This is a genomic window from Kribbella sp. NPDC020701, from assembly GCF_055562215.1.
The window spans coordinates 33,708-58,990 of sequence record NZ_JBVHFT010000024.1 but is presented as its reverse complement, the minus strand read 5'-3'; the positions used below and the strand labels follow the sequence as shown (position 1 = coordinate 58,990).

Below are 25,283 nucleotides of genomic sequence, written 5' to 3'. Positions count from 1 at the left end.
GGGAGACACGCCCTTTGTCGGCGCGCGGTGCCAGACTGCGGAAGATGAAGGAGACAGCGGCCGAAGTCACCGAGTTGCAGGAGCTTCTGGATCGGGCGTACGAGCGTTCGACGGAGCATCTGCGCAACATCATCACGGACCCGCGCCGGCTGGACGCCGACGACCTGGTGCGGGTTCTGACCGGCATGTGCACGCTCAACCTGGCCACGGTCACCGCGCGCGGCGAGCCGCGGATCAGCGCGGTCGACGGGCACTTCCTGCATGCCCGGTGGGTGTTCACCACGTCGGGATCGGCGGCGAAGGCGCGGCACCTCAAGGCCAGACCGGCCGCCAGCCTTTCGTACGTCGATGGCGAGAGGATCGGCGTGTTCAGCCACGGCGACGTGGAGTTCCTGACGCCGGAGCACCCGGACTTCGCGGAGATCGAGGCGCATCTGGTGAAGCACTACGGCAGTTCCCCGTCGAGCTGGGCCGACGACATCGTCTACTGCCGCCTGCAACCGAGCTGGATGGTCGGCTACGCCTTCGACAAGGCTGCGGTGCTCAAGTCCTGAGGCCGTTTAGCCGTGGCTAAAAGTGTGGTCCACGCCTGAGCTCGTCGGGATAGTCAGCTCATGACAGTCAGGTGGGAACGACTCGCGGCGTCCCTCCAAGGAGCACTGCTCCTTCCCGGGACCCTTGAGTACGACGAAGCCGCGAAAACGGCCCGGCCGCAGCCCACAGCACCCTGTCCACAAGCCATCGTCCGGGCCGCAAGCGCGGGCGACGTCGCGACAGCCATCAGATTCGGTCGCGATCAGGGGATCCGGACGGTCCCCAGAGGCGGCGGCCACTGCTACGCCGGCCGATCGACGACCGCCGGGCTGCTCATCGACGTCGGTCCGATGGACCGGGTCGAGCTCGCGGGGACGCTCGTCACCGTCGGTGCGGGAGCCCGATTGGGCGGTATCTACGACGTCCTGGCCACAGAGGGCCGGATGCTCCCGGCCGGAACCTGCCCGACGGTCGGCATCTCCGGACAGGTGCTCGGTGGCGGCTTCGGGTTCCTCGGCCGGGCTTACGGGCTGGCGTGCGACTACCTCGTCTCGGCCGAACTCGTCCTTGCCGACGGATCGATCGTCCGGTGTGACGCCAACCATGATGCCGACCTGTTCTGGGCCCTCCGCGGCGCCGGCGGCGGCCAGCTCGGCGTGCTCACGAACCTGGTCTTCGACACCGTGCCACTTCCACCCGTCATGACGTCGTTCGACCTGACCTGGGCCTACGATCACGCAGCCGCGGTGACGACGGCATACCAGCGCTGGGCACCTTCAGCTCCGGACGAGTACGACCTGGACCTCCGGCTGTTCGTCCCAGCCGATCCCGCCCGGCCGCCCGAGGTCCATCTGTTCGGCTCGATGCTCGGCACCGGGCCACTCGACGTGGTCACCGACATCGTCGCTGCGATCGGCGTGGAGCCTCATTGGGTCTTCCACGAGCATGGCGACTACCTGGGTGAGGTCGAGCGGCTCGAGACCGTCGGCCCCGGCTACTCGCCGGACTCGACAAAGCCCAGGTTCGTGAAGTCGGAGTTCTTCCGGCAACCGATGCCGCCGGCGGCGATCAGCGATTTGGTCGCTCGGCTGACAGCCGATCGGGTCCCGGGCCAGATCCGCGAGTTCAGCTTCTCCCCGTGGGGCGGTGGCTACAACCGCGTCCCGACCGAAGCAACCGCCTTTGCCCATCGCGAAGAGGCATTCCTGCTCGAGCACAGCGTCGAGGTCGAAGACGCAGCCGCTCCGGACTGGCTGGACGAGGTGTGGCAGTTCACGCATCAGTGGGGCTCGGGGCGGGTCTACCCGAACTTCCCGGACGCCGGACTGACCGACTGGGAGTCCGCCTACCACGGTCCCAACCTCGGTCGGCTCCGCGAGGTCAAACGTCAGTACGACCCGGACAACTGGTTCCGCTTCCACCAGTCGGTGCCTCCGGCCGAGGACACAAGCTAGCGAGGTGAAGGCCACCCCGCCGGGGCCTTCACCTCGCTGTGCTGACTGCCGGATGTCTCCGGGCTGACGTCCCCACGTGCGTCAGCCTGGCGACTCCCCCCACGCGTCAGCGGGCGGCTTCCTCATGGCGCCGGCATGCTGGCTCCCCCTGTTGGCCAGCGTGCCTGCGTGGCTTTCGGTTCCTCGGCGAGCTACTCCCCGTGCCGGTCCGGTGTGGACCGCTCTGACCGCGAGCTCGTCGAAGTCCCGGGAGGCCCCAGCGACTGACCCGCCGGCGGGTGACCAAACCCACCGGTTTCCCCGTGTCAGCCGGACCGCAGCACTCGTCCCCTGTTTCGTGTGCCTGGCCCGTTGCTGGGACCTCGCCCCGGGTGTGGTGCCCTGACGGCGCACGGCACCCGGTTCAGGCAGGACAGATCCGCACTGCACAGCACTCCGGAGCTCTCGACAGCCGATCGGCGCCCCCACCGTCCGGCCGCCGGATGCCCTCCGCGTCGCCTCCCCCAAGCTCGACGGCAGTCCAGTGCGGTTCCATGGCCTCTTCATGGGTTCACCGCCCTTTTCTGCCCGTACTGCCCGGCGTCGGTCTCTGCTTCGTGGAACCTGTCCTACGGCTGTAATTCTTCGTCGGGCAGCCAGGTCAGGACGAGGCAGAAGTACCGGCAGTTACCCGGCAGCTTCAGCAGAAGGGCGTCATGAAAGAGCGGTGAGTACGTCGTTCGCCAGCCGCTGGACCGCGGCTGCGGGATCAGGCTCCGGCCACCCCTCGGCAACGGACGCACTGGCACACGACTCCTGCAGGACCGCCCACGCGGTCGGCAGCATCGGCGGGTCCATCGACCGCTGCCACGCCAGCAGCTGGCCGCACAGCAAGTCACCCGCGTCCGACCGCCCCAGCGCGTGCAGGACGGCGACCGCCTCAGGCAGTACTTCGAGCAGATATACGACCCGGCCCTCGACCAGCAGCCGGTTGACCGCGTCCCGGATGCAGACCCGGGCCTGCTCGGCGTCACCGGCGTCGCGGGCGAGTCGGGACCGGTAGAGCATCACCAGGTAGTCGAAGTACCCACGGTGCCCACGGATGTCGGCGTCCGCCGCGTCGAGCAGCGCCCGCGCCTCGTCGTACCGGCCGGCGTGGTACTCGACCATGGCCAGGCAGCCGGCCACCTTCGTCCGCTCCGGATCGTCCGAGGCCTGGCTGTCCCGGGCCAGCAAAACCCAGCGACGGGCCTCGGACAGGTTGCCCAGCTCGAGCTCGACGCGGCTGAGCGCCATGTACGCGATCTCGTCCGGATAGACGCCTGGGTTGACCAGTGCGGCCTCCCACGCGAGCAGGAGCTCCTTTGCCTCCGGCAATCGGCCCCAACGCAGCAGAGCGAGCCCACAGATCGCCTGTACGGTCGCCGACCGCTGGAGGTCACCGTGTTTGCGCGCGTCGTCCACCAGCGCCGGGATCTCGGCCAGACTCCGAGTGTCGAGCAGGTGCGATCCCGACGACACCCAGCCGCCGCGAGCGACCAGACCCATCTCGGTCTCGCCAGGGATGAGCGTGCGCGCCGCCTCGTAGTGCCGGCGGGCTCCACGGATGTCACCAGTCAGGCTGGACAGCCGTCCCGCGATCGCGAGCAACCTGCCACTGACTTCCTTGTCCTCGACGTTGTCGGCGCACAGGGTCGCCCAGCGGATCCCGCTCTCGGCCACGCTCGCCTGGTACTGCCAGGCGATCCGGAACCCCAGCACGATCCGCGCGGCCACATCCCACTGCCCGAGCTCGGACGCGCGCTCCAGCGCCACCTCGAACAAAGCGGAGTTCGCATGCGCGGCCCGATACCGCCGATCCCGGTCCGGCGACGACCACGCGCCTTCCAGCCCGGACATGTACGTCGAACACCAATCGACCGCGCGGTCCCGGAACTCGATCAGATCATCGCCTTGCGACGACAGACCGGCGTACGCGTGCTCCCGGATCGTCTCCAGCAACTTGTAGCGAGTGCCGTACAGCTGCTCGAACTCGTGGACCGGTTGCAGCAGCGACTTCTCCACCAGCTCGGCCAGCAGCATCGGTACGTCGGCAGCGTCGATCGGAGCGCCCGTACAGACCCCGGCCACAGCATCGAGGGTGAACGGCGATCCGAGCACAGACGCCCGATAGAGCAACTGCCGCGCCGGATCGGACAGTGCGTCGACGCTCCACGCGATCGTGTCGGCCAGCGTCCGCTGGTGCGGCGCACCGAACCGTCGCGGCCCGGACAGCAGCCGGAACCGGTCATCCAGCGCAGACAGTATCGTCTCCACCGGCAGTGACCCGGCCCGCGCGGCCGCCAGCTCCAAGGCGAGCGGCAACCCATCCAACCGCCGGCACAGGCGAGCCACCGTGGCCGCGTTCTCCTCGGTCAGCGCGAAACCGGGCCGCACCCGCGCCACCCGCCGGCAGAACATCTCCACCGCCGGGCTGGCTGCAATCTCGTCGAAGTCCTTGTCGTTCTCCGGTACGCCGAGCACCTGGACCCGGCGGACCACCTCGTCGGGCAGTCCGAGCGGAATCCGCGACGTCACCAGTACGCCGATGCCCGGGAAGCTGCGGACCATCCGGTTCGCGACCGTGGCGACTCCGTCGAGCACATGCTCGGCGTTGTCCTCGACGATCACCAGGTCCCCTGGCTCGCGTCCGGACAGGACGTCGTCGAGGTCCGACGTACCGGGGGCGGTGCCGAAGGCGTCCAGGATGGCCGACGGTACTGCGGCATCGCGCTGGACGGTGGTGAGGTCGACGACCACCACTGTGGTGTCCGCACCAGAGAACCGGTCGGCGGCGGCGAGGGCGAGCTCGGTCTTGCCGACCCCGCCAGGGCCGACGAGCGTCACCAGCCGGTTCTGCTGCAGCAGCGTCTCCAGCTCCAGCAACTCCTGCTCACGACCGACAAGACCGTCGGGGATGGGTCTCGTGCCGCGCCAGCGCAGTCCGGTCGGAGCAGGGTCGGCCACCGAGATGACGGGCCGCACGGTCGCACGGCCAGTTCCGGTGCCATGTCCGGCGGCGGCGAGGAAATGGTCCGTGTCGTCGCTTTGCAGTCCGAGCGCGGAGGCGAGCAGCCGGACCGAGTCCTTGCGAGGGCGGGCCACCCGGCCGGCCTCCATCTCACGGATCGATCGGACGCTCAGCCCGGCCTGCTCGGCCAGCTCCTCCTGCGAGAGGCCGGCCTGGACCCGTAGGTCGAGCAAGAGATCGGCGAAACCCCGCCGACCAGCCCGGCCACCCGCGTCCGACACAGCCCGTCACCCCTCTGAAGGCCTCACGTACCTGTCACAACATAGCGTGACAGCGGGCCCGGCGTCGGGCCGAACCGAGGCGCGGGATGCGGCCTGGATCACACCAAGACGTTGATGAGGGCAACAATTTGATTCAGGCTGCAATTACTGAGCAGGCAGAAGAACTGTTTCAAGCGGTCGCCCGAACCGAGGTGGATTCATTTTCTCCGGTGTAGAGAGAAAGCACCGCGGCCCAGTCGTCGAGCCGGGCACGGGTGTCGCTGCGGCCGGAATCCGCGTTCAGCAGGCTGCCGGCGCAGATCCCGCGAGTGGCGCGAATCAGCAGGTCCGCGGTGATGTCGCGCAGGGAGTCAAGGGCTGCCATGCGAACAATTCAAGCGGAGGTGTGTTTCGCGAACGTAACGCCCCCCGCAACATCGGGATAAGTCAGCAAAATCCGCGAATAGCGAGTTACCCGGTAGTCCGTTAACCAGGCAGCCAGGAAAGTCGCACCTGGCGCCGGGGATTGTCCACATTGGTGTCGACCAGGCAGATCGACTGCCAGGTGCCGAGCGCCAGCCGCCCGTCGACCACCGGGACGGTCGCGTACGGCGGGATCAGCGCGGGCAGCACGTGGTCACGCCCGTGCCCCGGCGTACCGTGCCGGTGCCGCCAGGAGAAGTCACGCGGCAGCAACTCCTCGAGCACCGCGAGCAGGTCCGTGTCGCTGCCTGCGCCGGTCTCGAGGATGGCGATCCCCGCGGTCGCATGCGGCACGAACAGGTGCAGCAGTCCGTCGCCCTGGGCCTGGTGGGCCTCAGCGGCGACGAACTGCTCGCACCTGCTCGTCAGGTCGAACACGACCTCGGTCCCGCCGGTCGCGATGTCGATCAGCTCAGAACGCATCTGAGCAGCGTAGCCCCGGGCTCTAGGCCGGAACGATGTTGACCAGTTTCGGCGCGCGGACGATGACCTTGCGGGTGCCGCGGCCGTCCAGGGCCTTCAGGACCGCCTCGGACGCCAGCGCCAGCTGCTCCAGGTCGGCGTCGGAGATGTCCGGCGAGACCTCCAGCCGGTCCTTCACCTTGCCGGCGATCTGGACCACGCAGGTGACCGAGTCCTGAACCAGCAATGCCGGGTCGACCTGCGGCCAGCCGGCCTTGGCGACGGTCGGCTCGTGGCCCAGCTCTTCCCACATCTCCTCGGCCGTGTACGGCGCGACCAGGCTCAGCAGGATCGCCACCGTCTCAACCGCCTCACGGACGGCCGGGTCGGCCGCGCCCGGGCCGGCGTCGATCGCCTTCCGGGTCGCGTTCACCAGCTCCATGATCCGGGCCACCATCACGTTGAACCGCATCGAGTCGATCAGCTCGGCCGCGTCCGCCACCGTCCGGTGGGTGACCTTGCGCAGCTCGACGTCACCGGTCGAGGGATCCGTGCCCACCGGCGCCTCGACCGATCCCGCCAGCCGCCACGCCCGCTGCAGGAACTTCAGCGAGCCACCCGGCGACATGTCGGCCCAGTCGATGTCGTCCGACGGCGGACCGGCGAACACCATGGTCAGCCGGATCGCGTCGACGCCGTACAGGTCGATCTGGTCACCCAGGTTCACCCCGTTGCCCAGCGACTTGCTCATCGCCTTGCCCTGGTTGACGACCTGGCCCTGGTTCAGCAGCCGGGTGAACGGCTCGACCACGGTCAGCAGGCCCATGTCGTGCAGCGCCTTGACGAAGAACCGCGCGTACAGGAGATGCAGTACGGCGTGCTCTTTGCCGCCGACGTACTGGTACACCGACATCCAGCGCTCGGCCGCGGCCGGGTCGAACGGGCCCTCGACAAACTCCGGCGACAGGTAGCGCAGGAAGTACCAGGACGAGTCGACGAAGGTGTCCATCGTGTCGGTGTCGCGCTCGGCCTTGCCGCCGCACTTCGGGCAGTCGACCTCGACCCACTCGCGGTCGGCCGCCAGTGGCGACACGCCCTTCGGCGCCAGGTCGGCGCCGCGCAGGTCGGGCAGCTCCATCGGCAGCTGGTCGTCCGGGACCGGCACCTCGCCGCAGGACGGGCAGTGGATGATCGGGATCGGGCAGCCCCAGTACCGCTGCCGGCTCAGCAGCCAGTCGCGCAGCCGGTAGTTGATCGTCCGCTCGCCCAGCCCCTTGGTCTCCAGCCAGTCGATGATCCGCGACTTGGCCTCGGCCACGTCCAGCCCGTCCAGGCTGATCTCGTCGTTGGCGCTGTTGATCGCCGGGCCCTCACCCGTGTACGCCTTGCCGTCGAAGTCCGCCGCGGGCTCGACGGTCCGCACGATCGGCAGCTCGAACTTCTCCGCGAACTCCCAGTCCCGGGTGTCCTGGCCGGGCACCGCCATGATCGCGCCGGTGCCGTAGTCGGCCAGCACGTAGTCGGCCGCCCAGATCGGGATCCGCTGCCCGGTCACCGGGTTGATCGCGTACGAGCCCAGGAAGACACCGGTCTTGTCCCGCTCGGTGCTCAGCCGCTCGATCTCGGTCTCGGACTTGACCGCGGCCAGGTACTCGTCGAAGGCGGCCTGCTGCTCCGGCGTGACCAGTTCGGCGGCCAGCTTCGCATCCGGCGCGACCACCATGAAGGTGGCGCCGAACAGCGTGTCCGGCCGGGTGGTGAAGACCTTGATCGGCTCGTCCCGGCCCTCGACCTGGAAGCTCGCGAACGCGCCCTCGGACCGGCCGATCCAGTTGCGCTGCATCAGCAGGATCTCTTCCGGCCACTGCAGCAACTCCATGTCGTCCAGCAGCCGCTGGGCGTACTCCGTGGTCTTGAAGTACCACTGGGTCAGCTCGCGCTTGGTGACCTCGTGCCCGCACCGCTCACAGCGGCCCTGGATCACCTGCTCGTTGGCCAGCACGGTCTGGTCGTGCGGGCACCAGTTCACGTACGACGCCTTGCGGTAAGCCAGCCCGCGCTCGTAGAACCGCAGGAACAGCCACTGCGTCCACCGGTAGTACTCCGGGTCGGACGTGTGCAGCCGGCGGGACCAGTCGAAGCTCATCGCATACCGGTGGATCGACTCGGCCTGGGTCTCGATGTTGGCGTAGGTGTACGTCGCCGGGTGCTCGTTGCGCTTGATCGCCGCGTTCTCGGCCGGCAGCCCGAACGAGTCCCAGCCGATCGGGTTCAGGACGTCGTACCCCTGCTGGAACCAGTAGCGCGACAGCACGTCGTGCAGCGCGAACACCTCGGCGTGACCCATGTGCAGGTCGCCGGAGGGGTAGGAGAACATCGTGAGCGCGTAGCGCCGCTCGGCCGTGCCGTCGTCGCGCGCCTTGAACGGGTCCAGCTTCTCCCAGACCGGGCGCCACTTGGCCTGCATGGCGTTGAAGTCGTACCCACCCCGGTCGATCGGGGCGTCCTCCACCTGCTCGCTCACTGTCCTACTCCTGCGAATCGTGGTTGTTGAGCCTAAATGTGCCAGAAGGCATCCCTGGAAATGAAAAAGCCCCTCGCACAGGAGGGGACGCCGCACTGACCGGCGCTCTCATGGCGCCTTGATGCCAGTACGGCTAACTAAGGAGCAGGCTCACTCGCATGGGCCCCAGGATAGCACCGGTGCCGCGACCTACTGAGATGGTCGCGGCACCGGTAGCGACGGACTGTCAGCCGATCGGTACGCCGTACGTCTTCAGCCAGTCCTGGACGACCTTGATGTCGACCCGCTGGAGGCCGTCGAGGTAACGGCAGTTCTGGGTATAGCCGTAACTGGTCACGGTCACCACGTAGCCGCCGTGGTACGTCGGGCCGCCGGAGTCACCGAAGCACGTGCCGCCGGTGCCACGGTTGTCGTTCTCGTTCCCGTTCACCTGCAGGATCTGCGGAGTGAGCTTCTGGCCCGGCTCGTCGGCCCAGCGGCGCAACAGCGGGTATGACATCGGCGTGGGCTTCTGCGGACCGGAGTCGGCCTTGCGGACCTCGGTGCCGTAGCCGACCGAGGTGAAGATGGTGCTGTTCAGCTTGGGCTGCTGGTACGCGTTCAGGTAGTTCTGCGGCGCGATCTTGGCGGGGGCGATGTTCGTCACCGGACGGTCGAGCACAATCACGCCGACGTCGTTCCAGTTGGCCAGGTCGGTGAAGTTGGAGTAGTTCGGATGCGCGTGCGCCGTACCGGACTTGTAGCCGGCCATCTCCAGCTCAGCCTGGGTGTAGCCCTTCGTCGGGTCCGCGGCCACCGGGAACGGCGACGGCGGCTGCTCGGCGATCACGGAGTCGAACGTCACCAGCGTCTTCCCGAGCGTGCCCAGCGTGCAGTGCGCCGCGGTCACCAGCACCGTGGGCGACACCAGCGTCGCCGTACACCGGAAGCGGCCGTCCGGTTGGTAGAACAGGATCAACCCGACAGCTGGATGGCCGTTGCCGTCGGGTTCGCCGCCGGTGATGGCACTGGCGGACAGCGCCGGTGTGATGGCCAGCCCGAGAGCCAGTGCGCAGATGCCGATGATGCGGCCGAGTCGACTCCTCATGTGTCCCCTCCAGGGGTACGGCGGAATACCTGGGTGCATTGGAGCAGTCACCCGCTGCGCTGTCCAGATGTCGTTTCACTACGCTGTGTGACCGGTCTAGCAGAGGCCGTCCTCCGCACCGACAGCGCGGAGCAGGTGTCCTTCTCACCGGGCTGGTGGTGGTGACCGGGCGGTCGTAGCTTCTTGTCATGACGGCGGTGGACGAGTACTTCGACAGCCTGGATGCGGACCGGCGCGCTGCCTTCGAGCGTCTGCGCGCGCTGGCCATGGATGAGGCACCGGCCGCCGAACAGGGGACGAGTTACGGCATGGCGGCGCTCAAGTACCACGGGAAGCCGTTGCTCGGCTTTCGCGCCGCCGAGCACCACCTCAGCATCTTTCCCTTCAGTCCTGCGGCGATCGACGCCGTGCGCGAGCGGCTGACGGGCTTCGACCTGTCCAAGGGAACGATCCGCTTCACCGTCGGGGCCTCGCTCCCGGAGGCCGCTGTGCGCGGGCTCGTCCGGCATCGGATGGCCGAGATCACCGGCTCCGGTCGTTGAGCCGACGCCTGGTCCTTGATCGGAACCTTGTTCTCTGTCGTCTAAACGAACTCTGTGCCGCCGGTACGCCGGTGCTCCCCCGGTGTGCGCCCGTAGTGTCGCCGGAACGCCGTCGAGAACGGGCGTACGTCGGAGTACCCGCAGGACCGGGCCACGTCCGTCACGGTCATCGCGGGGTCGAGGAGCAACTGTGCGGCGAGTTCCAGCCGTAGCCGACGCAGGGTCGACATGATCGACGCACCGGTCTGCTGCTGGAACAGCCGCTCGGCGTGGCGCTCGGACAGGTGCGCTGCGGCTGCGACGTCCCGGACGGTGATTGGCCGGGACAGGTTGTCGCGGAGGTGCCGCTGCATCGCATCCACCACCATCGGACCCCTGTCGCGCCGAACGGGCTCCACAGCCAGGTCCTCATCTAGTGCGAAGGCTCGGGCGGTTTCGAGCACCAGAGTGGAGCCAAGAGCCGCCAGGGCGGTGTTGTAGCCGGAGAGCGGAGCCGCAGCCTCAGCGGCCAGCGCCGCAATGAGTGCCGGCAGCGATCCCGTTCTGTCCGACAGGACGGGACCGTCGGCGCGCGTCAGGCCTGACCACCAACCTGTTTCGTCTGTTCCAGGGCGGAAGGTGAAACCCCAGAAGGCGATGCCCAGTGGCTCGGTCCGGCTCGACTCGATCTCGTGGACGTCGCCGGGCCGGGCCAGGAACACCGAGCCCGGGCGGACGTCGTACTCGACCGAGCCTGAGTTGAAGCGCCCCTCGCCCGAGTACGCGAGGCAGACCTCGTGGAACGAGTGGCTGTGCCAGTAGTTGCGCCAGTACTCCGGGCGGTAGTGCCCCCAGCTGAGGAAGTCCGCGTGGAAGCCGTCGACCTCGCAGGACTCCAGCAGTCCGGCGAGGTCGACGAAGCGGTCCGCCGCAGCGACATCCGCGAGGCTCAAACAGCACTCCTGCCCGTGGGGTCGACTCCTCGCAGAATCATGCCCTGCCCGAGGGAGTGGTCGTGCGTCTTGACCGTCGGCGGGTCCGCCGGGTCGCGGTACTGGATCAGCCAGGTGGTCCGCGCTTGGTCGCTCACGTTCACCCCGGACCCGTGCACGGTCAGGTAGGTGAAGAACAGGACGTCGCCCGCCTCGGCCGGCTGCGGTGTCGCCGACTCGAACGGTACGTCGGGCAAGTGGTACGAGCCCTCCGGGTCGTGCTCACGCGGACCCTCCTTGTGGCTGCCCGGAATGATCCTGACGCACCCTTTCTCGAGAGGCGCGTCGTCGAAGTGGAAGATCGCCGCGCCGACCCGGTGGTAGGTGTGCGGGAAGAACGGGTAGTCCTGGTGCAGCGGGAACGGCGAACCGTTCTCCGGCGGCTTCACGAACAGCTTGGTGTGGTGCAGCTGGACGTTCTCCACGCCCATCACCGCAGCGGCCACGTCGGTGAACCGCGGGTCCACGAGCAGCTTGGAGAACGCGGCGTCGTAGAACTGCGCGTCGTGCAGGTGCTGCAGCCGGGTCGCACCGCCGGACAGCCCCATCGCGGACTTCCAGGTCGGGTCGTCGTGGCGGTTCAGCTGAGCCAGCAGGTCGTGGCTGCGCTGCCGGTAGTAGGCCGCTTCTTCCTTGCTGAGCAGGCCTTTCACCAGCACGAAGCCGTCGTCGGCGTACTGCTGCGCCAGCGTCGACAGCTCCGGGCTGCTCGAAGTGATCGTCATCGTCGATGTCCTCCTGATCGGGTACTTCGAGCGTAGGAAAATCGGTGCCCGGACGGCAGGACCGCGCCGGACGCCGATGTTCGTCAAACGGACACGCTTACAATCCGAGCGCTCCCAGCCGCAACAGACGCGGGTTACTCCTCGGTGGTCTTTTCTTCCACCGGTACGGCGATCGGACGCAACCGGGCCCAGAGCAGGATGGAGTCTTGCGGGAGCATCGGCCCTCCGGATCGTCGATGTGACGCCTCGTGATGTTACCGGTGCGAAACGTTACTCCTGCTTTCAACTACAGTCGCGCCGACCCGCGCCGAGAGCCACCTCCACCCGGATCTCCACCCGTGGACGGTCCGCGACCCGGGTCCGCGCGACCTACCGTCCTGGCCATGAGCTTCGGAACGCTGCCCAACGCACTGGTCGTGATCGCCGTCGTCGTCGCCGTGATGGCCCGGCGGCTGTCCTGGTCCGAGCTGGAGAACTCCGACGCCGATGTCTGGCGCGGCCCGCTCGTGATGATGGGGATCGGGGTCTACCAGCTGTACGACCGGCACGCGCAACTGGGCGTCCTGGACACCGCCCTGCTGGTCGTGGGCGCCGCTGTCGCGCTGGTGGCCGGCGTCGCCGCCGGGCGGGTGGCCCAAGTCGAGCGGCGCGCCGGGAAGGTGTTCTTCCGGCTCGGGCTGCCGGGACTCGGCATCATGGTGGCCTACGTGGTCGTCCGGCTCGGGCTGGCGGGCCTCGGGCACCTGATCGGCGCGGCGGCCTCCGGCGGCGGCTCACTACTGGTCTCCCTGGGCGCGAACCTGCTGACCCAGTCGCTGGTCATCCAGTCCAAGGCACACCGCGACGCAGAGGAGTACAGCAGCCGGTGACGTTGAAGGCCTACCTGCCGGCCAGGCCGCACGGTGAGAGCGGCTGGGTCGGCCGTGTGCTGACCGGTGGCGTCGCGATCGCCATTCTGGCCACCGCGCGGCCCGCCGACGCCTGGGTCTGGGTCGTGCTCGGCGTGAGCTTCGTCGCCTTCCTGGCCGGGTCGACGCTGATGGCGACCAGGCCGTACGGCGCTCTCACGCTGCTCTCGGCCGTTGCCGTGAGCAACGCCCTGATCGCCGGCTACCCGGAATCGAACTCCCTGGTGCTGGCTCTGGTCGCGATCAGCGACATCGCCGTCATCGACTTCCGCCGGCCCGGTAATCGGCCGATCATCGCCGCCGGCATCGGTGTCGCGGCGGCGTACGCGGTCTCGGCGTGGTGGTTCGACAAGCCGGACACCTGGTACTTCACCCAGCTGATGTGGACCGCCGTACTCGTCGCCTTCGGGTTGAACCGGCGGCAATACGAGGTTCAGGCACGGCAGACCGAGCGACTGCTCGAACAGACCCGGTTGGCGCAGAGCGAACACGCCCGGGCGGCGGCGCTGGAGGAACGCGGCCGGATTGCCCGCGATCTGCACGACGTACTCGCGCACTCCCTCGGCGCACTCAGCGTCCAGCTCGAGGTGGCCGAGGCACTGCTCGCGGAACGCGGCGATGCGGAGGGAGCGCTCGACCGCGTACGGCGGTCGCGGCGGCTCGCCGTCCAAGGGCTCGACGAGGCACGGAACGCCGTGGCGGCCTTGCGGGCCGATGAGGTGCTGGACCTCCGCCAGGCGCTCGCGGCGCTGGTGGAGCAGCACGAGAAGGATCACGGCACGCAGGTCCGGCTGAAGGTGCACGGCGCGTCGCGGCGACTGGATTCCGGCGTGATCGTGGCGTTGCTCAACGCCGCGCGGGAAGCACTGACGAATGCGGCGAAACACGCGACCGGCCGGACCGTGGCGGTCGAGCTCGGCTACGGGGACGGCGTGCGGCTGACCGTCCGGAACAAGGGAGCGACGAGCGGTACCGGGTTCGGGCTGACGGGGATGCGGGAACGGCTGGCCCTGGTCGGTGGCACGCTGACGGCAGGTCCGGACGGGGACGACTGGCTGGTGGTCGCGGAGGTGCCAGATGAATGACGTCATCCGAGTAGTCGTCGCTGACGACCAGCAGGTGGTGCGCGAGGGACTCGTCGCGCTGCTCGGCCTGCTGGACGGGATCGAGGTCACCGGTGCCGCCGGGAACGGCGTGGAAGCGGTCGCGCTCGTTGCCCAGGGCAACGTGGACGTCGTGCTGATGGATCTGAAGATGCCGGTTCTGGACGGTGTCGCGGCGACCGCGCGGATCACGGCCGGCTTCCCGGAGGTCGCCGTACTCGTGCTGACGACGTACGCCGATGACGCGTCGATCGCGACCGCCCTCCGGGCCGGTGCGCGTGGGTACCTCACCAAGGACGCGGGCCGGGCCGAGATCGGTGCGGCACTGCGTTCGACCGCGGCCGGTCAGTCCACGTTCGACCCCGAGGTATCCAAGCGCTTGATCGCCGGACTGGCACCTGAGCCGGCCGGCAATGACGGGCTGACGGCGCGCGAGACCGAAGTACTGCGGTTGATCGCGCGCGGACTCAGCAACCCGGAGATCGCCGCGCACCTGTTCATCGGCGAGGCGACCGTGAAGACGCACATCAACAACACGTTCGCCAAGATCGGTGCCCGCCACCGCGCGGAGGCGGTTCGCTACGCCTACCGCAAAGGGATCGCGTCAGACCCGTAGCTCGGCGATCACCGGCCGGTGGTCGCTGCCGGTGGGCTTCATCACCCAGGCCTTGGTCGGCGTGACTCCGCGCACCATGATGTGGTCGATCCGGGCCATCGGGAACTTGGCCGGCCAGGTGAATCCGAAGCCTTGGCCGGCTGCCCCCTGGGCCGAGCGGAGTCCGGAGGTCAGCGGGGCCAGGCTGCGGTCGTTCGCCGTACCGTTGAAGTCACCCATCACGATCACGCCGGCCAGTTTCTCGTCGGCGATCTGCCGGCCGAGCGCCTTGATGGTGTCGTTGCGCTGGTCCGAGGTGAAGCCGCTGGTGCCGACCCGCACCGACGCGAGGTGCGCGACGTACACCGCGACCTTGCCCTCCGGCGTACTGACCTCGGCCCGCAGCGCACGCGTCCACTTGAAGCCGACGTCGACCGACTTACTCTCCGCGACCGGGTACTTCGACCAGAGGGCGACCGTGTCCCCGGAGACCTCGTACGGATAGGTCTTGGCGAACTCGGCCTTGTAGACCTTCATGTCCGCCGCGGTGATCTCCTCCAGCGCCATCACGTCCGCGTCGGCGGCGAGCAGATCCTGCGCGGTGTACTTCGGATCCGGGTTGGCCGCGTCGACGTTGTGAGACAGAACACGCAAGTCGTAGTCGCCACCGCCACCCTTGCCGGGGATCAGCAGGTTCCCGAACATGTAGGCCCACACGGCCAGCGGCAGCAGCAGCGCGACGGCTGCGGTGGCAGAGCGCCGTACCAGGGCCGCGATCGCGAGGATCGGGATGGCGACGCCGACCCAGGGCAGGAAGGTGTCGAGCAGGCTGCCGAGGTTGCCGACCGAGTTCGGGACCCAGCGGTGGAACAGCAGCGGCAGCGCGGACAGGACCGCGAGGACGGCGATGAACCAGCCACGGCGCCACATGCCGCCCTTCCGGCGCCGCCGTGAGGCGGTGCGCGGACGCGGCGGCTTGGCGGCGGCGACTGCGGTCTGGCGGTCCGACATGGAGCGATTGTTGCGGAGTCTCGCGCCGTACCAAAGTCCGTGCCCGGTCAAGGAGGCCTAATTCATCCCTCCGGACGACCGGATCAGACCGAAATGATTAGCGATCTGTGAGAGATCTGGTGCGTTGTGCGGAGAGCCCTGACAATGCGGGTATGTCGTCTGTGCGGAGCGCCGAGCCGTTCGTCGTGAAGCGGCGCGGCCTGGGAACGACGAGGACCGCGCTCTACCTCGGCACGCTGCTGTTCGGACTGATGGTCCTGCTCACGGTGCTGCTCGTCGTGATCCAGTCGATCAGGGGCGGCCCGATCCGGGAGCCGCTCGAGGCGGTCTGGCTGGCCTGGGGCGGCATGCCGCTGATCTTCGCGGTCGGGCTGCCGATCCTGCTCCTGGTCGGCGCGATCACGGCGTACGAGGAACGCCGTGAGGCCGACGATGACGACGTACTCCTGACCGTCGACAACGCCGGGATCTACCTGGGCGGCGAACAGCCGCAGACGATCCCGTGGTCCGAGGTGCACGGCCTGTGCCGGGTCGAGCGCCACAACGACAACGGCGAGAGCGAGTCCTGGCATCCGTATCTGATCGTCCTGCGGTACGACGACGATGCCTTGCCGCGCAGCTCGAAAGCCTGGGGCCCGTCCCGCCCGTGGCCCGGAACCTTCGAGATCCTCGGCCGCCCACTCCCCTTCGACGACCTGTGCGCGGCGGTCCACCGGTGCGCGCCAACCATCGCAGTCACCGACCGCGGCCGCGTCCCGGACTGAGCCCGCCCCCGGGTTAGCGGAGCGGGGACTGCTTCCGGTGAAGGGAGTTTGAGATGGCCAAGCTGATCTATACGGCGATCATGTCGCTCGACGGGTACATCGAGGACGCGGACGGCCGGTTCGACTGGGCGGCACCGGACGAGGAGGTGCATGCGTTCGTCAACGAGCTGGAGCGCCCGATCGCGACCTATCTGTACGGACGCCGGATGTACGAAACGATGGTCTACTGGGAAACCGCCGACGACGACTCGCAGGTGTCGCGGGAGTTCGCGGAGATCTGGCGAGCGGCGGAGAAGGTCGTGTACTCACGCACACTGCACGCCGTGACGAGCGCCAGAACCCGCATCTGGCGCACCTTCGAACCCGACCCGATCCAGCAACTGAAAGACTCCTCAGCCGCCGACCTAGGCATCGGCGGCGCCAACCTAGCCGGCCAAGCCCTCCACGCCGGCCTGGTCGACGAACTCCACCTCTACCTGGCCCCCATCATCGTCGGAGCCGGCAAACCAGCCCTCCCCAACAACCTGACCGCCCAGCTAGCCCTTGTAGACGAACACCGCTTCCCCAGCGGCTTCATCCACCTCCACTACCAAGTAGCCAACTGACCCGCCCGACCGCGTGCGACGCAGGAGCAGGAAAGCACGCGGGCGACAGCCCGCAAGGAAACGCCGGGCGGGTGGGAGCGCGCGTAGCACGCGCGGGAAAGAATTAGCCCTTCGGTCCCAGGAGCTTCTCCAGGTCCGACAGCACGTCCATGGCGCCCAGCGGACCAAGGCCCAGGAACCAGACTTCGTCGTCGACGCGGGCTACCTGGCCCTTCTTCACTGCCGCGAGCGCCTTCCAGAGGTTGCCGTTGACAACGGTGTTCTCGGCGGTGGTTTCCGGCTTGCCGTAGCTGGAGTAGAAGATCCAGTCCCCGTCGGCCTTCCCGATGTTCTCCTGCGACACCTCGACCGCGAGATCCTGCACGTCCTGGATCTTCGGCCGCGGCAGCCCGATGTCCTTCAGGATCACGCCGATGAACGACAGGTTCCCGTACAGCCGGATCTCCGCCGGCCGGAACCGGACCAGCGAGATCGTCGGCGACCCCTGCACCTTCGACTTCACCTCGTTGGCGCGCTTCTGGCAGTCGTTCAGGATCCCGGTGGCCTTGTCCTCGTCGCCGACCGAATCCGCGACCAGCAGGAAGTTCTCCTTCCACGGGAACCCGGGCCGAATGCTGAACACCGTCGGCGCGATCGCGCTGAGCTTGTCGTACAGGTCGTTGGCGCGCAGCTTGCTACCCAGGATCAGGTCGGGCTTGAGTGCCGCGATGGCCTCCAGGTTCAGCTCGCTGATCCCGCCGACGGTCTTGATCCCCTGCGCCTTGTCGGCCAGGTACGACGGTACGCCGGCCTGCCCCGCGGTCGTCGCCATTCCGACCGGCGTGATGCCGAGCGCGAGTACGTCGTCGAGCTCACCACTGTCCAGCACGACGACCCGCTCGGGCTTCTTCTCGATCTTGGTCTCGCCCAGCGCGTGCTTCACCGTCCGCGGGAACGCGCCCGGCTGCGCGTCCGACCCGAGCTTGGCGGTGTCCTCGTCGGCGGTCTTGAACAGCCGCCCGCCGGTCGCCACGTCCGTGTCACCGACGCCGGTGTCCGCGCTCCCGGCGTCCTTGCCACCACACCCGGCCAGCACCAGCAGGGCAGCCGTAACGACTATTACGATGCGCATCTTCACGGACGTGAGAATACAACAGATTTGGTTAGGCAGCCCTAACCAGGTCCACCTCTTGGCCCGCCGCGAGCTCCACCGTCCGCTCACCGTCCGGCAGCGCGATCCGGTACGTACCGGACCGTGTCGCACGGACCGTAGCCGCCGTCAGTACGCCGTCCCGCCAGCTCACGTCGAAGCTCAGACCGCCCCGCGCCCGCAGCCCACGGAACGAGCCATCGGGCCAGTCGGCCGGCAGTGCCGGGAGCAGCCGGATGGTGTCGGTGTGGCTCTGGATCAACAACTCAGGAACGCACCCGGTCATGCCGAAGTTGGCGTCGATCTGGAAGATGTCGCCGTCGCGGTGCAGCAGGTTGTCCGACACGAGCCGACTCAGATAGTCCTGAATCACGGCCGACGCCTTCTCCGGCTCGAACAACCGCGCCCACAGCGCGACCAACCACGCGGCCGTCCACCCACCGTTGGTGGCTCCGGCGGTCCGCAGCTCGAGCGAAGCACGGGCCGCCGCGGCCCATTCCGGCGTACGCGTCGGATCGATCTCGGCGCCCGGGTAGAGGCCGTAGAGATGCGACTGGTGCCGATGCTGAGGCTCGGACGGCTGCCAGTCCGTCGGCCATTCGAGCAGCCGGCCGTCAGGTGTCGTACCGATCTCCGGCAGCCGCTCCCGCGCAACAGCCGCCCGGGCGGCGAGGCCGGAGCTCAGCCCCAGCACGCCTTCCGCCTCGGCCAGGTTGGCGAACAGCTCGCGGATCAGCCAGATGTCGTACGTCGACGTCAGGTCGACGGATGCCTTCTCGCCGGACGGGAGGATGAAGTGATGCTCAGGCGCCGTCGACGGGATGAACTGCAACACCCCCTCGCGATCCTCGACCAGCATCGACAGCACGAACTCGGCCGCCCCTGCGATCAGCGGGTACGCACGCTCCCGCAAGAAGTCCACGTCGAGTTGGAAGCGGTAATGCTCCATCAGATGTGCGGTCAGCCAGACACCACAGGTCGCGCACATCGACCAGACCGGGTCGTCGCCACCTTCACCCACCGGCCAGGTCGCGCACCAGATGTCCGAGTTGTGGTGCGACACCCACCCGGGAGCGTCGTACAGGGTCTGCGCGGTCTGCGCGCCCGACTCCGCCAAGGCTTCGAGCAGATCGGTGAGGGGGGCGAAGCACTCGCCCAGACCGGTCAGGTCGGCCGGCCAGTAGTTCATCTGGGTGTTGATGTTGTTGGTCCAGTCACTGGCCCACATCGGCCGGCGGTCCTGGTTCCAGATGCCTTGCAGATTGGCCGCCTGCGTCCCCGGCCGCGACGAGGCCATCAGCAGGTAGCGGCCGAAGTTGACCATCAGAGCGACCAGGTCGGGATCGTTGCCTCCGGCAGCGACCGCCTTGATCCGCTCATCGGTCGGCAGGTCAACGGATGAGCCCAGTTGCAGCTCGGCGCGTTCGTACAGCCGCAGGTGATCCTCGACGTGCCGCTCCCGAAGCTTGTCCACGGCAACTGCATCCAGCAACGCGGTTGCCTCACGCAACGCCACCCGCGGATCCCGGCCCGGTGGCACCGACCAGCCTTCGAAAGTACTTGCCGCCGACACCAGGACGGTCAGCCGGTCGGCTCCGCGGACGGTGACACCCTCGTTCGTCACCGTCACGCTGCCGCCGTCGTTCAGCACGCGCAGCGCGACCCCGAACCCGATGCCGCGCCCGTTCTCGTAGCGGATCGGGTCCGGGCTCTGCCGGTACTCGATGGTGAGGTCCGACGGCGCGTGCCCGACGACACCATAGGCGCCGTCAGCAACGTCCGTAACGATCGGATGCACGCTGTCCAGCCGCAGGCCGAGGTCGATCGCCCCCGGCTGGTCAGCGTCGATCGTCCACACCATCACCTGGTCAGGTGTGGACACGTAGGTCTCGCGCCGGAACCGTACGCCGTCGATCGAGTACTCGACGGCGACGGTCCCGGTGCGGAGATCCAGACTCCTGCGGTAGTCCTGTGGTTCCCCCGCCGAGTTGATCAGCAGGTCGGCGAGCGGCTGGTACGACTCGACCAACGGACCCTGCAGGGCCCGCGTCCGCTCGGTCGCCGCCAACTGATCACCGTCCTCGAGCAACAACCGCCGTACGTCGGCCAGCACCGAAGGACCGTCCGTCACGGTCAGTTCGCGCGGGCCGTCGCCGGACCAGACGTCGTCGAGGTTGAGGGCGATCCGTTCCTCGCCCACCCGGCCGAACACCTTGGCCCCGAGGTGACCGTTGCCCAGCGGCAACGCCTCGAACCAGTCCGGCGCGGGCGTCCGGAACCACATCTGCTGGGTCATGGGGCCTCCCGGCCTGGACTGAGGAGCGTAAGGAGCGAAGCGACTGAAGCGACGAGGGAAGGCCGGGAGGCCGGGCCTCATGACACGCCGGTGCCGGAGGCCCGGCCAAAAGTACTGTTACTTGCTCCCGGACTTGTATTTGTCGTAGGCCTGCTGCTGGATCTCGAGGTACCGGGGCATTCCGGTGCTGTCGAGGCCCTTCACGTAGGCGTCCCAGTCGGTGTCGATGTTCTTCGACCCGGTGATGAAGGCCAGCTGGTTCTGGTTGACGTAGCTGTTGAGGTTCGTCTGCAGGGTGGCAGTCTCACCGCTCAGGCTGGGGTCCGGCCAGACCGAGGTCTGCGGGAACCACTGCGACTTGTCCTCGTGGCCTTCGTACAGCTTGGTGGCCTGGAACAGCCGCCGCTCGAGGCCGGCGCCGGTGTAGATGTCCTTCGGCACGACCTGCGCGTTCCGGTACGCCAGCGTGTTGTTGTACTGACCGAGCGCACCCCAGTTGATGTTCTTCGGCGCGTCCTGCTTCGGCTTGTACAGCGGCTTGACGCTGTCGTCCAGCGCGATGTCGCCGGCACCGGGCTTGGTCCAGCCGACACCCTCCGGGCCCATGTTGGTGATCATCTGGCCCTCGTCGGTGTAGATGTAGTCCAGCATCTTGATCGCCGCGACCTGGGCCTCCTTGCTGGCCTTGTTGGTCAGCATGAAGGTGTAGCCGGTGGAGGTCGGGTGGTTGTACCCGGTGTAGCTCTTGCCCTCCGGGCCGGTCAGCGGCGGCACCGCGTCGTACTGCTTGTCGCGGCCGTCCTTGGAGTCGAGCTGGACGAAGATGCCCGGCCACAGCACCGGCACCGAGCCGAGTACGACGGCCTTCGGGTTGTTGCCCTGGGCCTGCAGTGCCTGCGCGTTCTGGGTGAACGCGGCCTGGTCGATCAGGCCTTCCTTGTACAGCGAGGCGATGTACTTCAGGCCTTCCTTCCACTGCGGCGAGGCCACCGGGGTCACGACCTTGTCACCGTCGAGCGTGACGAGGGAGCGGACGCCGTTGTTCGCGCCGACCGGGTCGTAGGCGAACGCGTTCATCAGGTACGCGATCAGGCTGCTGTCCTGCGGGTCGGTCGTCATCGGGATCTCGTCGGCCTTGCCGTTGCCGTTCGGGTCCTTGGTCTTGAAGGCCTCGAGCACCTTGCGCAGATCCTCGGTGGTCTTCGGCACCTCCAGGCCGAGCTTCTTCAGCCAGGTGCTGTTGATCCACAGCTTGTCCGGGTAGGTGCAGTGGTAGCAGTCGGCCCACTGCGGCAGCGCGTAGATGTGACCGTCCGGCGCGGTCGACATCTCCTTGTACTCCTTGTTGGAGTCCAGCACCTTCTGGATGTTCGGTGCGTTCTCCTTGATCAAGTCTTCCAGCGGTACGGCGACGCCCTGCTGGCCGAGCTTCAGCACCTCGGCCTGGGTGAACGCGTCGACCCACGGGATCAGGAAGAACAGGTCCGGGTAGTCGCCACTGGCCAGCGCGATCTGCCGCTTCTCCTTGGCCGGCCCACCGTCGTACGTCGTGGTCTGCCAGCGGAACTGGATCTTGAACTTGTCGCTCATGATCTTGGTGACCTGGTTGGTGTCCAGGTTGGTGTTCTGGTCGGCCGGGGTGAAGGTGTCGATGATCACCTTGCCGTCGGACGAGGTCTCGTTCGCCGCCCCCTTGTCCGACTTGTCCGAACTGCACGCCGCCAGGGCGAGCGCACCGGCCGCTGCCAGCGCGACGACCTTGCTCACGGATGAGCGCATTGCTGTGTTTCCCTTCTGGAATGGGCTGTTTCAGCCCTTGACCGCGCCGACCATCACGCCCTTCGTGAAGTGGCGGGCGACGAACGGGTAGATGATCAGTACGGGCAGGCTCGAGATGACGATGAGCGCGTACTTGAGGACGTTGGCCAGCTGTTGCTGGTCGAGCTGCTGGGCCAGGTTCTGCGAGGTCGAACCACCCGCGACGGTGTTCAGGATCAACACGTTGCGCAGCACGATCTGCAACGGGTAGAGGCTCGGGTCCTTGAGGTAGACGAGTGCGTCGAAGTAACTGTTCCACTGGAAGATCGCGTACATCAGGGCGATCACCGCGATCACCGGCTTGGACAGCGGCAGCACGATCGACCAGAGGAAGCGCAGGTCGCTGGCCCCATCAATGGTGGCCGCCTCGTACAGCTCGTCCGGGATCGTCGAGCGGAAGAACGTCCGCGCGATGATCACCTGCCAGACCCCGATCGCGCTCGGGATCACCATCGCCCACCGGGTGTTCAGCATGCCCAGGTCCTGCACCACCAGGTACGTCGGAATCAGGCCGCCGGAGAACAGCATGGTGAAGATCAGCACGCTCATGATCACGTTGCGGCCGAAGAAGGTCCGGCGCGACAACGGGTAGGCGATCGCGATCGTCAGCGTGACACTGATCAGCGTGCCGCCGATCGCGTAGATGAACGAGTTCAGGTAGCCCTGCATGATCTGCGGGTCGCCGAAGGCCACCTTGTACGCCTTCAGGCTCGGCTCGACCGGCCAGAGCAGGACCCGGCCGGCACTCACCGCGGACGCGCTGCTGAAGGAGTTGGCGACGATGTAGACCAGCGGGACGGTGACGACGATCAGCGCGATCCAGAGCATGATCTTCACGCCGACCAGGAAGATCCGGTCGGTCGTGGTCTCCTCGATCGTGGTGCGCTCCGACCGGTTGTCCGTCGTACGCCGGAAGCCCGGCAAGGTAATGCTCATGACCAGAGTCCGTTCCCTGTGATGCGCTTGGCCGCGAAGTTCACGCCGAGCAGGAGGAAGAGGTTGATCACCGAGTTGAACAGGCCGATCGCGGTGGCCATGCTGAAGTCGGCGTTCAGCAGACCGGTCTTGTAGACGTAGGTCGCGATGATCTCCGACTGGGCCAGGTTCAGCGGGTTCTGCAGCAGGAAGGCCTTCTCGAACCCGATCGACATGATGTTGCCGACGCCGAGTACCAGGATGATCACCGCGGTCGGCATGATCCCGGGCAGGTCGACGTGCCGGATCCGCTGCAGCCGGCTGGCCCCGTCGATCCGGGCCGACTCGTGCAGCGCCGGGTCGATGCCGGCCAGTGCGGCCAGGTAGATGACCGCGGAGTACCCGGTGGTCTGCCACACGTCCGACCACACGTAGATGTGCCGGAAGTAGTCCGGGTTACCGAGGAAGTCGACCGCCGGCACCCCGAACAGGCCGATCGCGTCGTTGACGAACCCGAGCCGCGGCGACAGCACCAGGATCGTCATCGAGACGACGACCACGGTGGAGATGAAGTACGGCGCGTACGTGACCAACTGGGTGATCTTCTTGAACCGCCCGTTGCGGATCTCGTTCAGCGCGATGGCCAGGATGATCGGGATCGGGAAGCTGGCCAGCACGGTGTACGCGGCCAGGAAGAACGTGTTCTTCACCAGGGTCCAGAACACCGGGTTCTGGAAGAACAGTTCGAAGTTGCGGAACCCGACCCAGTCACTGCCCCACGGGCCCTTGACGGGGCTGTAGTCCTTGAACGCGATCACCGCGTTGGTGATCGGGATGTACTTGAAGATCACGAAGTACGCGAGCGGTACGACGATCAGCAGGTAGAGCTGCCAGTGCCGGCGCAGGCTGCGGCCGGCCGCGGTCCGGCGACTGGTCCTGGGGATTTTCCGGGCGGTTTTCACCGCCTCCCGGGGTGCCGGTGCCGGCGGCGCCGGTTTGACCTCGAAAGTTGCGCTCACTCCGCATCCTTTCCCTCACGCGCTGGAGTGGAACCAATATCCGATAGGATCTCGGGTTTCGCTATCCCGGAGGATGACACAGAACCACGGGCAGCGGAAGACTCTCCGGCCCCGTCGATACCGGACGGTGACCGAGACGCTCAGATCCCCTTGTTCGCAAGGGATTCCTCGCGTTGCCCGCAGCAACCACTTGACGAAAACGCCAGATGATCCGATGGCCAGCCATCGGATCCGGGCACGGACCGATCAAGCCCGGGGTCGCTCTGAGCCACCGACACCGGACCGATCCAGAATTTATTTCTCTTGTGAACTATGTCGAAGTCAACCCGCCCCGCACCACTGATGTCAAGACCTGAAGTTCGCCGGCTGCCGCTCGATCAGGTCGACACGTCGTACGCGTGGAGGCCGATCAGTAGGCCGGTGGGGTCGAGGATGTAAGAGCCTCGGCCGACGTCGGGGATGGTGAACGGTTCGACGGCGACGGTTCCGCCGTGCTCGGCGGACGGCTGGAACTGCTACCCGAACACCTGACCGAGGAAGATGTTGGTCGCCTCGAGATCGGGGCTGTTGAACTCGACGTAACTGACCGGCTGACTCATGGTCGATCTCCTCGGCGCAATGGCGGCGCCTTCTCATGACGGTCGGCCACGTCGATGGCCCAGTGCGCCAGCGCGTGGAGCGCGTCCGGATTCAGTTCGTGCCAGCGATGGCGCCCGACCAGCGTGGTCCGCACGACGTCGGCGGTTTGCAGGATCTTCAGGTGCTGCGAGACGGCGGGCCGGCTGATCGGGAACAGCTCGGCCAGTTGCCCGGTCGTCGCCGGCCCCTGCGCGAGGCGCGCCACGATCCGCCGCCGCGACCCGTCCGCGACCGCGGCGAGGACGTCGCCCACCTCGATCGCCATGCCCATCCCCTCAACCCGTAAGCCAGACCTTACGCGTAAGAATCTACTTACGCAATGCGGCAAAAACCTGACCCGACCATCACGGGGGAACGGCCGGGCCAGGCACTTCGATGGTACTCCTGATCACCGGCAGTGGTCCTCAAATTCAGAGGCGGACACGCCCGTGTTCCCCTACCCTGACGCTATGCAAGCCCGCTCCTGAAAGCGCACCACCGCGGCCCTTCCCATCGGGCGCGCCGTCGTGC

General features: G+C 67.4%; 22 protein-coding genes. 8 read left to right on the top strand and 14 right to left on the bottom strand.

Going from position 1 to position 25,283, the window contains the following annotated elements; all coding sequences use genetic code 11:
• Positions 1-44 precede the first annotated feature (44 nt).
• Complete coding sequence (locus ACZ3HV_RS39410; RefSeq protein WP_465692356.1) at positions 45-554, top strand: pyridoxamine 5'-phosphate oxidase family protein; 510 nt, start codon at positions 45-47, stop codon at positions 552-554.
• A 60-nt stretch (positions 555-614) separates the two neighbouring features.
• A complete protein-coding gene (locus ACZ3HV_RS39405; protein ID WP_465692354.1) occupies positions 615-1,988 on the top strand; it encodes an FAD-binding oxidoreductase in 1,374 nt (457 codons plus the stop codon).
• Between the two features lie 693 nt (positions 1,989-2,681).
• Here ACZ3HV_RS39405 and ACZ3HV_RS39400 read toward each other — a convergent pair.
• From ACZ3HV_RS39400 to ACZ3HV_RS39380, 5 genes are all read right to left on the bottom strand, one after another.
• Positions 2,682-5,258, bottom strand: coding sequence for an ATP-binding protein (locus tag ACZ3HV_RS39400; RefSeq protein ID WP_465692352.1), 2,577 nt, complete (start codon positions 5,256-5,258; stop codon positions 2,682-2,684).
• A gap of 169 nt (positions 5,259-5,427) precedes the next feature.
• Positions 5,428-5,622: a hypothetical protein gene (locus tag ACZ3HV_RS39395; protein ID WP_465692350.1), complete on the bottom strand. Its 195-nt coding sequence runs from the start codon at positions 5,620-5,622 to the stop codon at positions 5,428-5,430.
• A 101-nt stretch (positions 5,623-5,723) separates the two neighbouring features.
• Positions 5,724-6,143, bottom strand: coding sequence for a YjbQ family protein (locus ACZ3HV_RS39390; protein ID WP_465692348.1), 420 nt, complete (start codon positions 6,141-6,143; stop codon positions 5,724-5,726).
• Between the two features lie 22 nt (positions 6,144-6,165).
• Positions 6,166-8,646, bottom strand: a complete 2,481-nt coding sequence (gene leuS / locus ACZ3HV_RS39385) for a leucine--tRNA ligase (RefSeq protein WP_465692346.1) — start codon at positions 8,644-8,646, stop codon at positions 6,166-6,168.
• Between the two features lie 226 nt (positions 8,647-8,872).
• On the bottom strand, positions 8,873-9,733 hold the full coding sequence (locus ACZ3HV_RS39380; protein ID WP_465692345.1) for a trypsin-like serine protease: 861 nt from the start codon (positions 9,731-9,733) through the stop codon (positions 8,873-8,875).
• Positions 9,734-9,921: 188 nt separating this feature from the next.
• On the opposite strand from ACZ3HV_RS39380, the gene ACZ3HV_RS39375 reads away from it, so the two are divergent.
• A complete protein-coding gene (locus ACZ3HV_RS39375; protein WP_465692343.1) occupies positions 9,922-10,275 on the top strand; it encodes an iron chaperone in 354 nt (117 codons plus the stop codon).
• Positions 10,276-10,316: 41 nt separating this feature from the next.
• On the opposite strand, the gene ACZ3HV_RS39370 is transcribed toward ACZ3HV_RS39375, so the two are convergent.
• Together ACZ3HV_RS39370 and ACZ3HV_RS39365 are read right to left on the bottom strand one after the other, a co-directional pair.
• Positions 10,317-11,207, bottom strand: coding sequence for a helix-turn-helix domain-containing protein (locus tag ACZ3HV_RS39370; RefSeq protein WP_465692341.1), 891 nt, complete (start codon positions 11,205-11,207; stop codon positions 10,317-10,319).
• On the bottom strand, positions 11,204-11,971 hold the full coding sequence (locus ACZ3HV_RS39365) for a phytanoyl-CoA dioxygenase family protein (RefSeq protein ID WP_360367213.1): 768 nt from the start codon (positions 11,969-11,971) through the stop codon (positions 11,204-11,206). Before ACZ3HV_RS39365 ends, ACZ3HV_RS39370 begins: the two co-directional genes overlap by 4 nt.
• Positions 11,972-12,354: 383 nt before the next feature.
• Here ACZ3HV_RS39365 and ACZ3HV_RS39360 point away from each other — a divergent pair, with 383 nt between their 5' ends.
• From ACZ3HV_RS39360 to ACZ3HV_RS39350, 3 genes are read left to right on the top strand one after another with little or no spacing between them, the layout of a single operon-like run.
• Positions 12,355-12,840: a hypothetical protein gene (locus ACZ3HV_RS39360; protein ID WP_360367207.1), complete on the top strand. Its 486-nt coding sequence runs from the start codon at positions 12,355-12,357 to the stop codon at positions 12,838-12,840.
• A complete protein-coding gene (locus ACZ3HV_RS39355) occupies positions 12,837-13,964 on the top strand; it encodes a sensor histidine kinase (RefSeq protein WP_465692338.1) in 1,128 nt (375 codons plus the stop codon). The genes ACZ3HV_RS39360 and ACZ3HV_RS39355 overlap by 4 nt, the downstream gene beginning before the upstream one ends.
• On the top strand, positions 13,957-14,598 hold the full coding sequence (locus ACZ3HV_RS39350; protein WP_465692336.1) for a response regulator: 642 nt from the start codon (positions 13,957-13,959) through the stop codon (positions 14,596-14,598). The genes ACZ3HV_RS39355 and ACZ3HV_RS39350 overlap by 8 nt, the downstream gene beginning before the upstream one ends.
• On the opposite strand, the gene ACZ3HV_RS39345 is transcribed toward ACZ3HV_RS39350, so the two are convergent.
• Positions 14,587-15,507 (bottom strand): endonuclease/exonuclease/phosphatase family protein, encoded by a 921-nt coding sequence (locus ACZ3HV_RS39345; protein ID WP_465692429.1) that lies wholly within the window; start codon positions 15,505-15,507, stop codon positions 14,587-14,589. The two genes, ACZ3HV_RS39350 and ACZ3HV_RS39345, sit on opposite strands and share 12 nt — an antisense overlap.
• Before the next feature lie 233 nt (positions 15,508-15,740).
• Between ACZ3HV_RS39345 and ACZ3HV_RS39340 the strand changes: the two genes are divergently transcribed.
• Together ACZ3HV_RS39340 and ACZ3HV_RS39335 are read left to right on the top strand one after the other, a co-directional pair.
• Complete coding sequence (locus ACZ3HV_RS39340) at positions 15,741-16,352, top strand: hypothetical protein (protein WP_465692334.1); 612 nt, start codon at positions 15,741-15,743, stop codon at positions 16,350-16,352.
• 53 nt (positions 16,353-16,405) lie between these two features.
• On the top strand, positions 16,406-16,957 hold the full coding sequence (locus ACZ3HV_RS39335; protein WP_465692332.1) for a dihydrofolate reductase family protein: 552 nt from the start codon (positions 16,406-16,408) through the stop codon (positions 16,955-16,957).
• Between the two features lie 103 nt (positions 16,958-17,060).
• Here ACZ3HV_RS39335 and ACZ3HV_RS39330 read toward each other — a convergent pair whose 3' ends face one another.
• The 6 genes from ACZ3HV_RS39330 to ACZ3HV_RS39305 form a co-directional block, all read right to left on the bottom strand.
• Positions 17,061-18,068: an ABC transporter substrate-binding protein gene (locus ACZ3HV_RS39330; RefSeq protein ID WP_465692427.1), complete on the bottom strand. Its 1,008-nt coding sequence runs from the start codon at positions 18,066-18,068 to the stop codon at positions 17,061-17,063.
• A gap of 31 nt (positions 18,069-18,099) precedes the next feature.
• Entirely contained in the window at positions 18,100-20,382 is a 2,283-nt protein-coding gene (locus tag ACZ3HV_RS39325) for a glycoside hydrolase family 95 protein (RefSeq protein WP_465692330.1), read from the bottom strand.
• Positions 20,383-20,499: 117 nt separating this feature from the next.
• Complete coding sequence (locus tag ACZ3HV_RS39320) at positions 20,500-22,161, bottom strand: type 2 periplasmic-binding domain-containing protein (RefSeq protein WP_360367188.1); 1,662 nt, start codon at positions 22,159-22,161, stop codon at positions 20,500-20,502.
• Between the two features lie 30 nt (positions 22,162-22,191).
• Positions 22,192-23,136, bottom strand: coding sequence for a carbohydrate ABC transporter permease (locus tag ACZ3HV_RS39315; protein WP_465692328.1), 945 nt, complete (start codon positions 23,134-23,136; stop codon positions 22,192-22,194).
• Positions 23,133-24,134 carry an ABC transporter permease gene (locus ACZ3HV_RS39310; protein ID WP_465692325.1) on the bottom strand — a complete coding sequence of 334 codons (1,002 nt, stop codon included), beginning with the start codon at positions 24,132-24,134 and terminating at the stop codon, positions 23,133-23,135. Before ACZ3HV_RS39310 ends, ACZ3HV_RS39315 begins: the two co-directional genes overlap by 4 nt.
• A 595-nt stretch (positions 24,135-24,729) precedes the next feature.
• Entirely contained in the window at positions 24,730-25,038 is a 309-nt protein-coding gene (locus tag ACZ3HV_RS39305) for an ArsR/SmtB family transcription factor (protein WP_465692323.1), read from the bottom strand.
• Positions 25,039-25,283: the final 245 nt, after the last annotated feature.

Excerpts from the sequence above, each read along its gene's own strand:
- ACZ3HV_RS39410 (WP_465692356.1), top strand. The coding sequence starts at position 45 with ATGAAGGAGACAGCGGCCGAAGTCACCGAGTTGCAGGAGCTTCTGGAT.
- ACZ3HV_RS39405 (WP_465692354.1), top strand. The coding sequence starts at position 615 with ATGACAGTCAGGTGGGAACGACTCGCGGCGTCCCTCCAAGGAGCACTG.
- ACZ3HV_RS39395 (WP_465692350.1), bottom strand. The coding sequence starts at position 5,622 with ATGGCAGCCCTTGACTCCCTGCGCGACATCACCGCGGACCTGCTGATT.
- ACZ3HV_RS39390 (WP_465692348.1), bottom strand. The coding sequence starts at position 6,143 with ATGCGTTCTGAGCTGATCGACATCGCGACCGGCGGGACCGAGGTCGTG.
- ACZ3HV_RS39380 (WP_465692345.1), bottom strand. The coding sequence starts at position 9,733 with ATGAGGAGTCGACTCGGCCGCATCATCGGCATCTGCGCACTGGCTCTC.
- ACZ3HV_RS39375 (WP_465692343.1), top strand. The coding sequence starts at position 9,922 with ATGACGGCGGTGGACGAGTACTTCGACAGCCTGGATGCGGACCGGCGC.
- ACZ3HV_RS39365 (WP_360367213.1), bottom strand. The coding sequence starts at position 11,971 with ATGACGATCACTTCGAGCAGCCCGGAGCTGTCGACGCTGGCGCAGCAG.
- ACZ3HV_RS39360 (WP_360367207.1), top strand. The coding sequence starts at position 12,355 with ATGAGCTTCGGAACGCTGCCCAACGCACTGGTCGTGATCGCCGTCGTC.
- ACZ3HV_RS39350 (WP_465692336.1), top strand. The coding sequence starts at position 13,957 with ATGAATGACGTCATCCGAGTAGTCGTCGCTGACGACCAGCAGGTGGTG.
- ACZ3HV_RS39345 (WP_465692429.1), bottom strand. The coding sequence starts at position 15,507 with ATGTGGCGCCGTGGCTGGTTCATCGCCGTCCTCGCGGTCCTGTCCGCG.
- ACZ3HV_RS39340 (WP_465692334.1), top strand. The coding sequence starts at position 15,741 with ATGTCGTCTGTGCGGAGCGCCGAGCCGTTCGTCGTGAAGCGGCGCGGC.
- ACZ3HV_RS39335 (WP_465692332.1), top strand. The coding sequence starts at position 16,406 with ATGGCCAAGCTGATCTATACGGCGATCATGTCGCTCGACGGGTACATC.
- ACZ3HV_RS39330 (WP_465692427.1), bottom strand. The coding sequence starts at position 18,068 with ATGCGCATCGTAATAGTCGTTACGGCTGCCCTGCTGGTGCTGGCCGGG.
- ACZ3HV_RS39325 (WP_465692330.1), bottom strand. The coding sequence starts at position 20,382 with ATGACCCAGCAGATGTGGTTCCGGACGCCCGCGCCGGACTGGTTCGAG.
- ACZ3HV_RS39320 (WP_360367188.1), bottom strand. The coding sequence starts at position 22,161 with ATGCGCTCATCCGTGAGCAAGGTCGTCGCGCTGGCAGCGGCCGGTGCG.
- ACZ3HV_RS39315 (WP_465692328.1), bottom strand. The coding sequence starts at position 23,136 with ATGAGCATTACCTTGCCGGGCTTCCGGCGTACGACGGACAACCGGTCG.
- ACZ3HV_RS39305 (WP_465692323.1), bottom strand. The coding sequence starts at position 25,038 with ATGGCGATCGAGGTGGGCGACGTCCTCGCCGCGGTCGCGGACGGGTCG.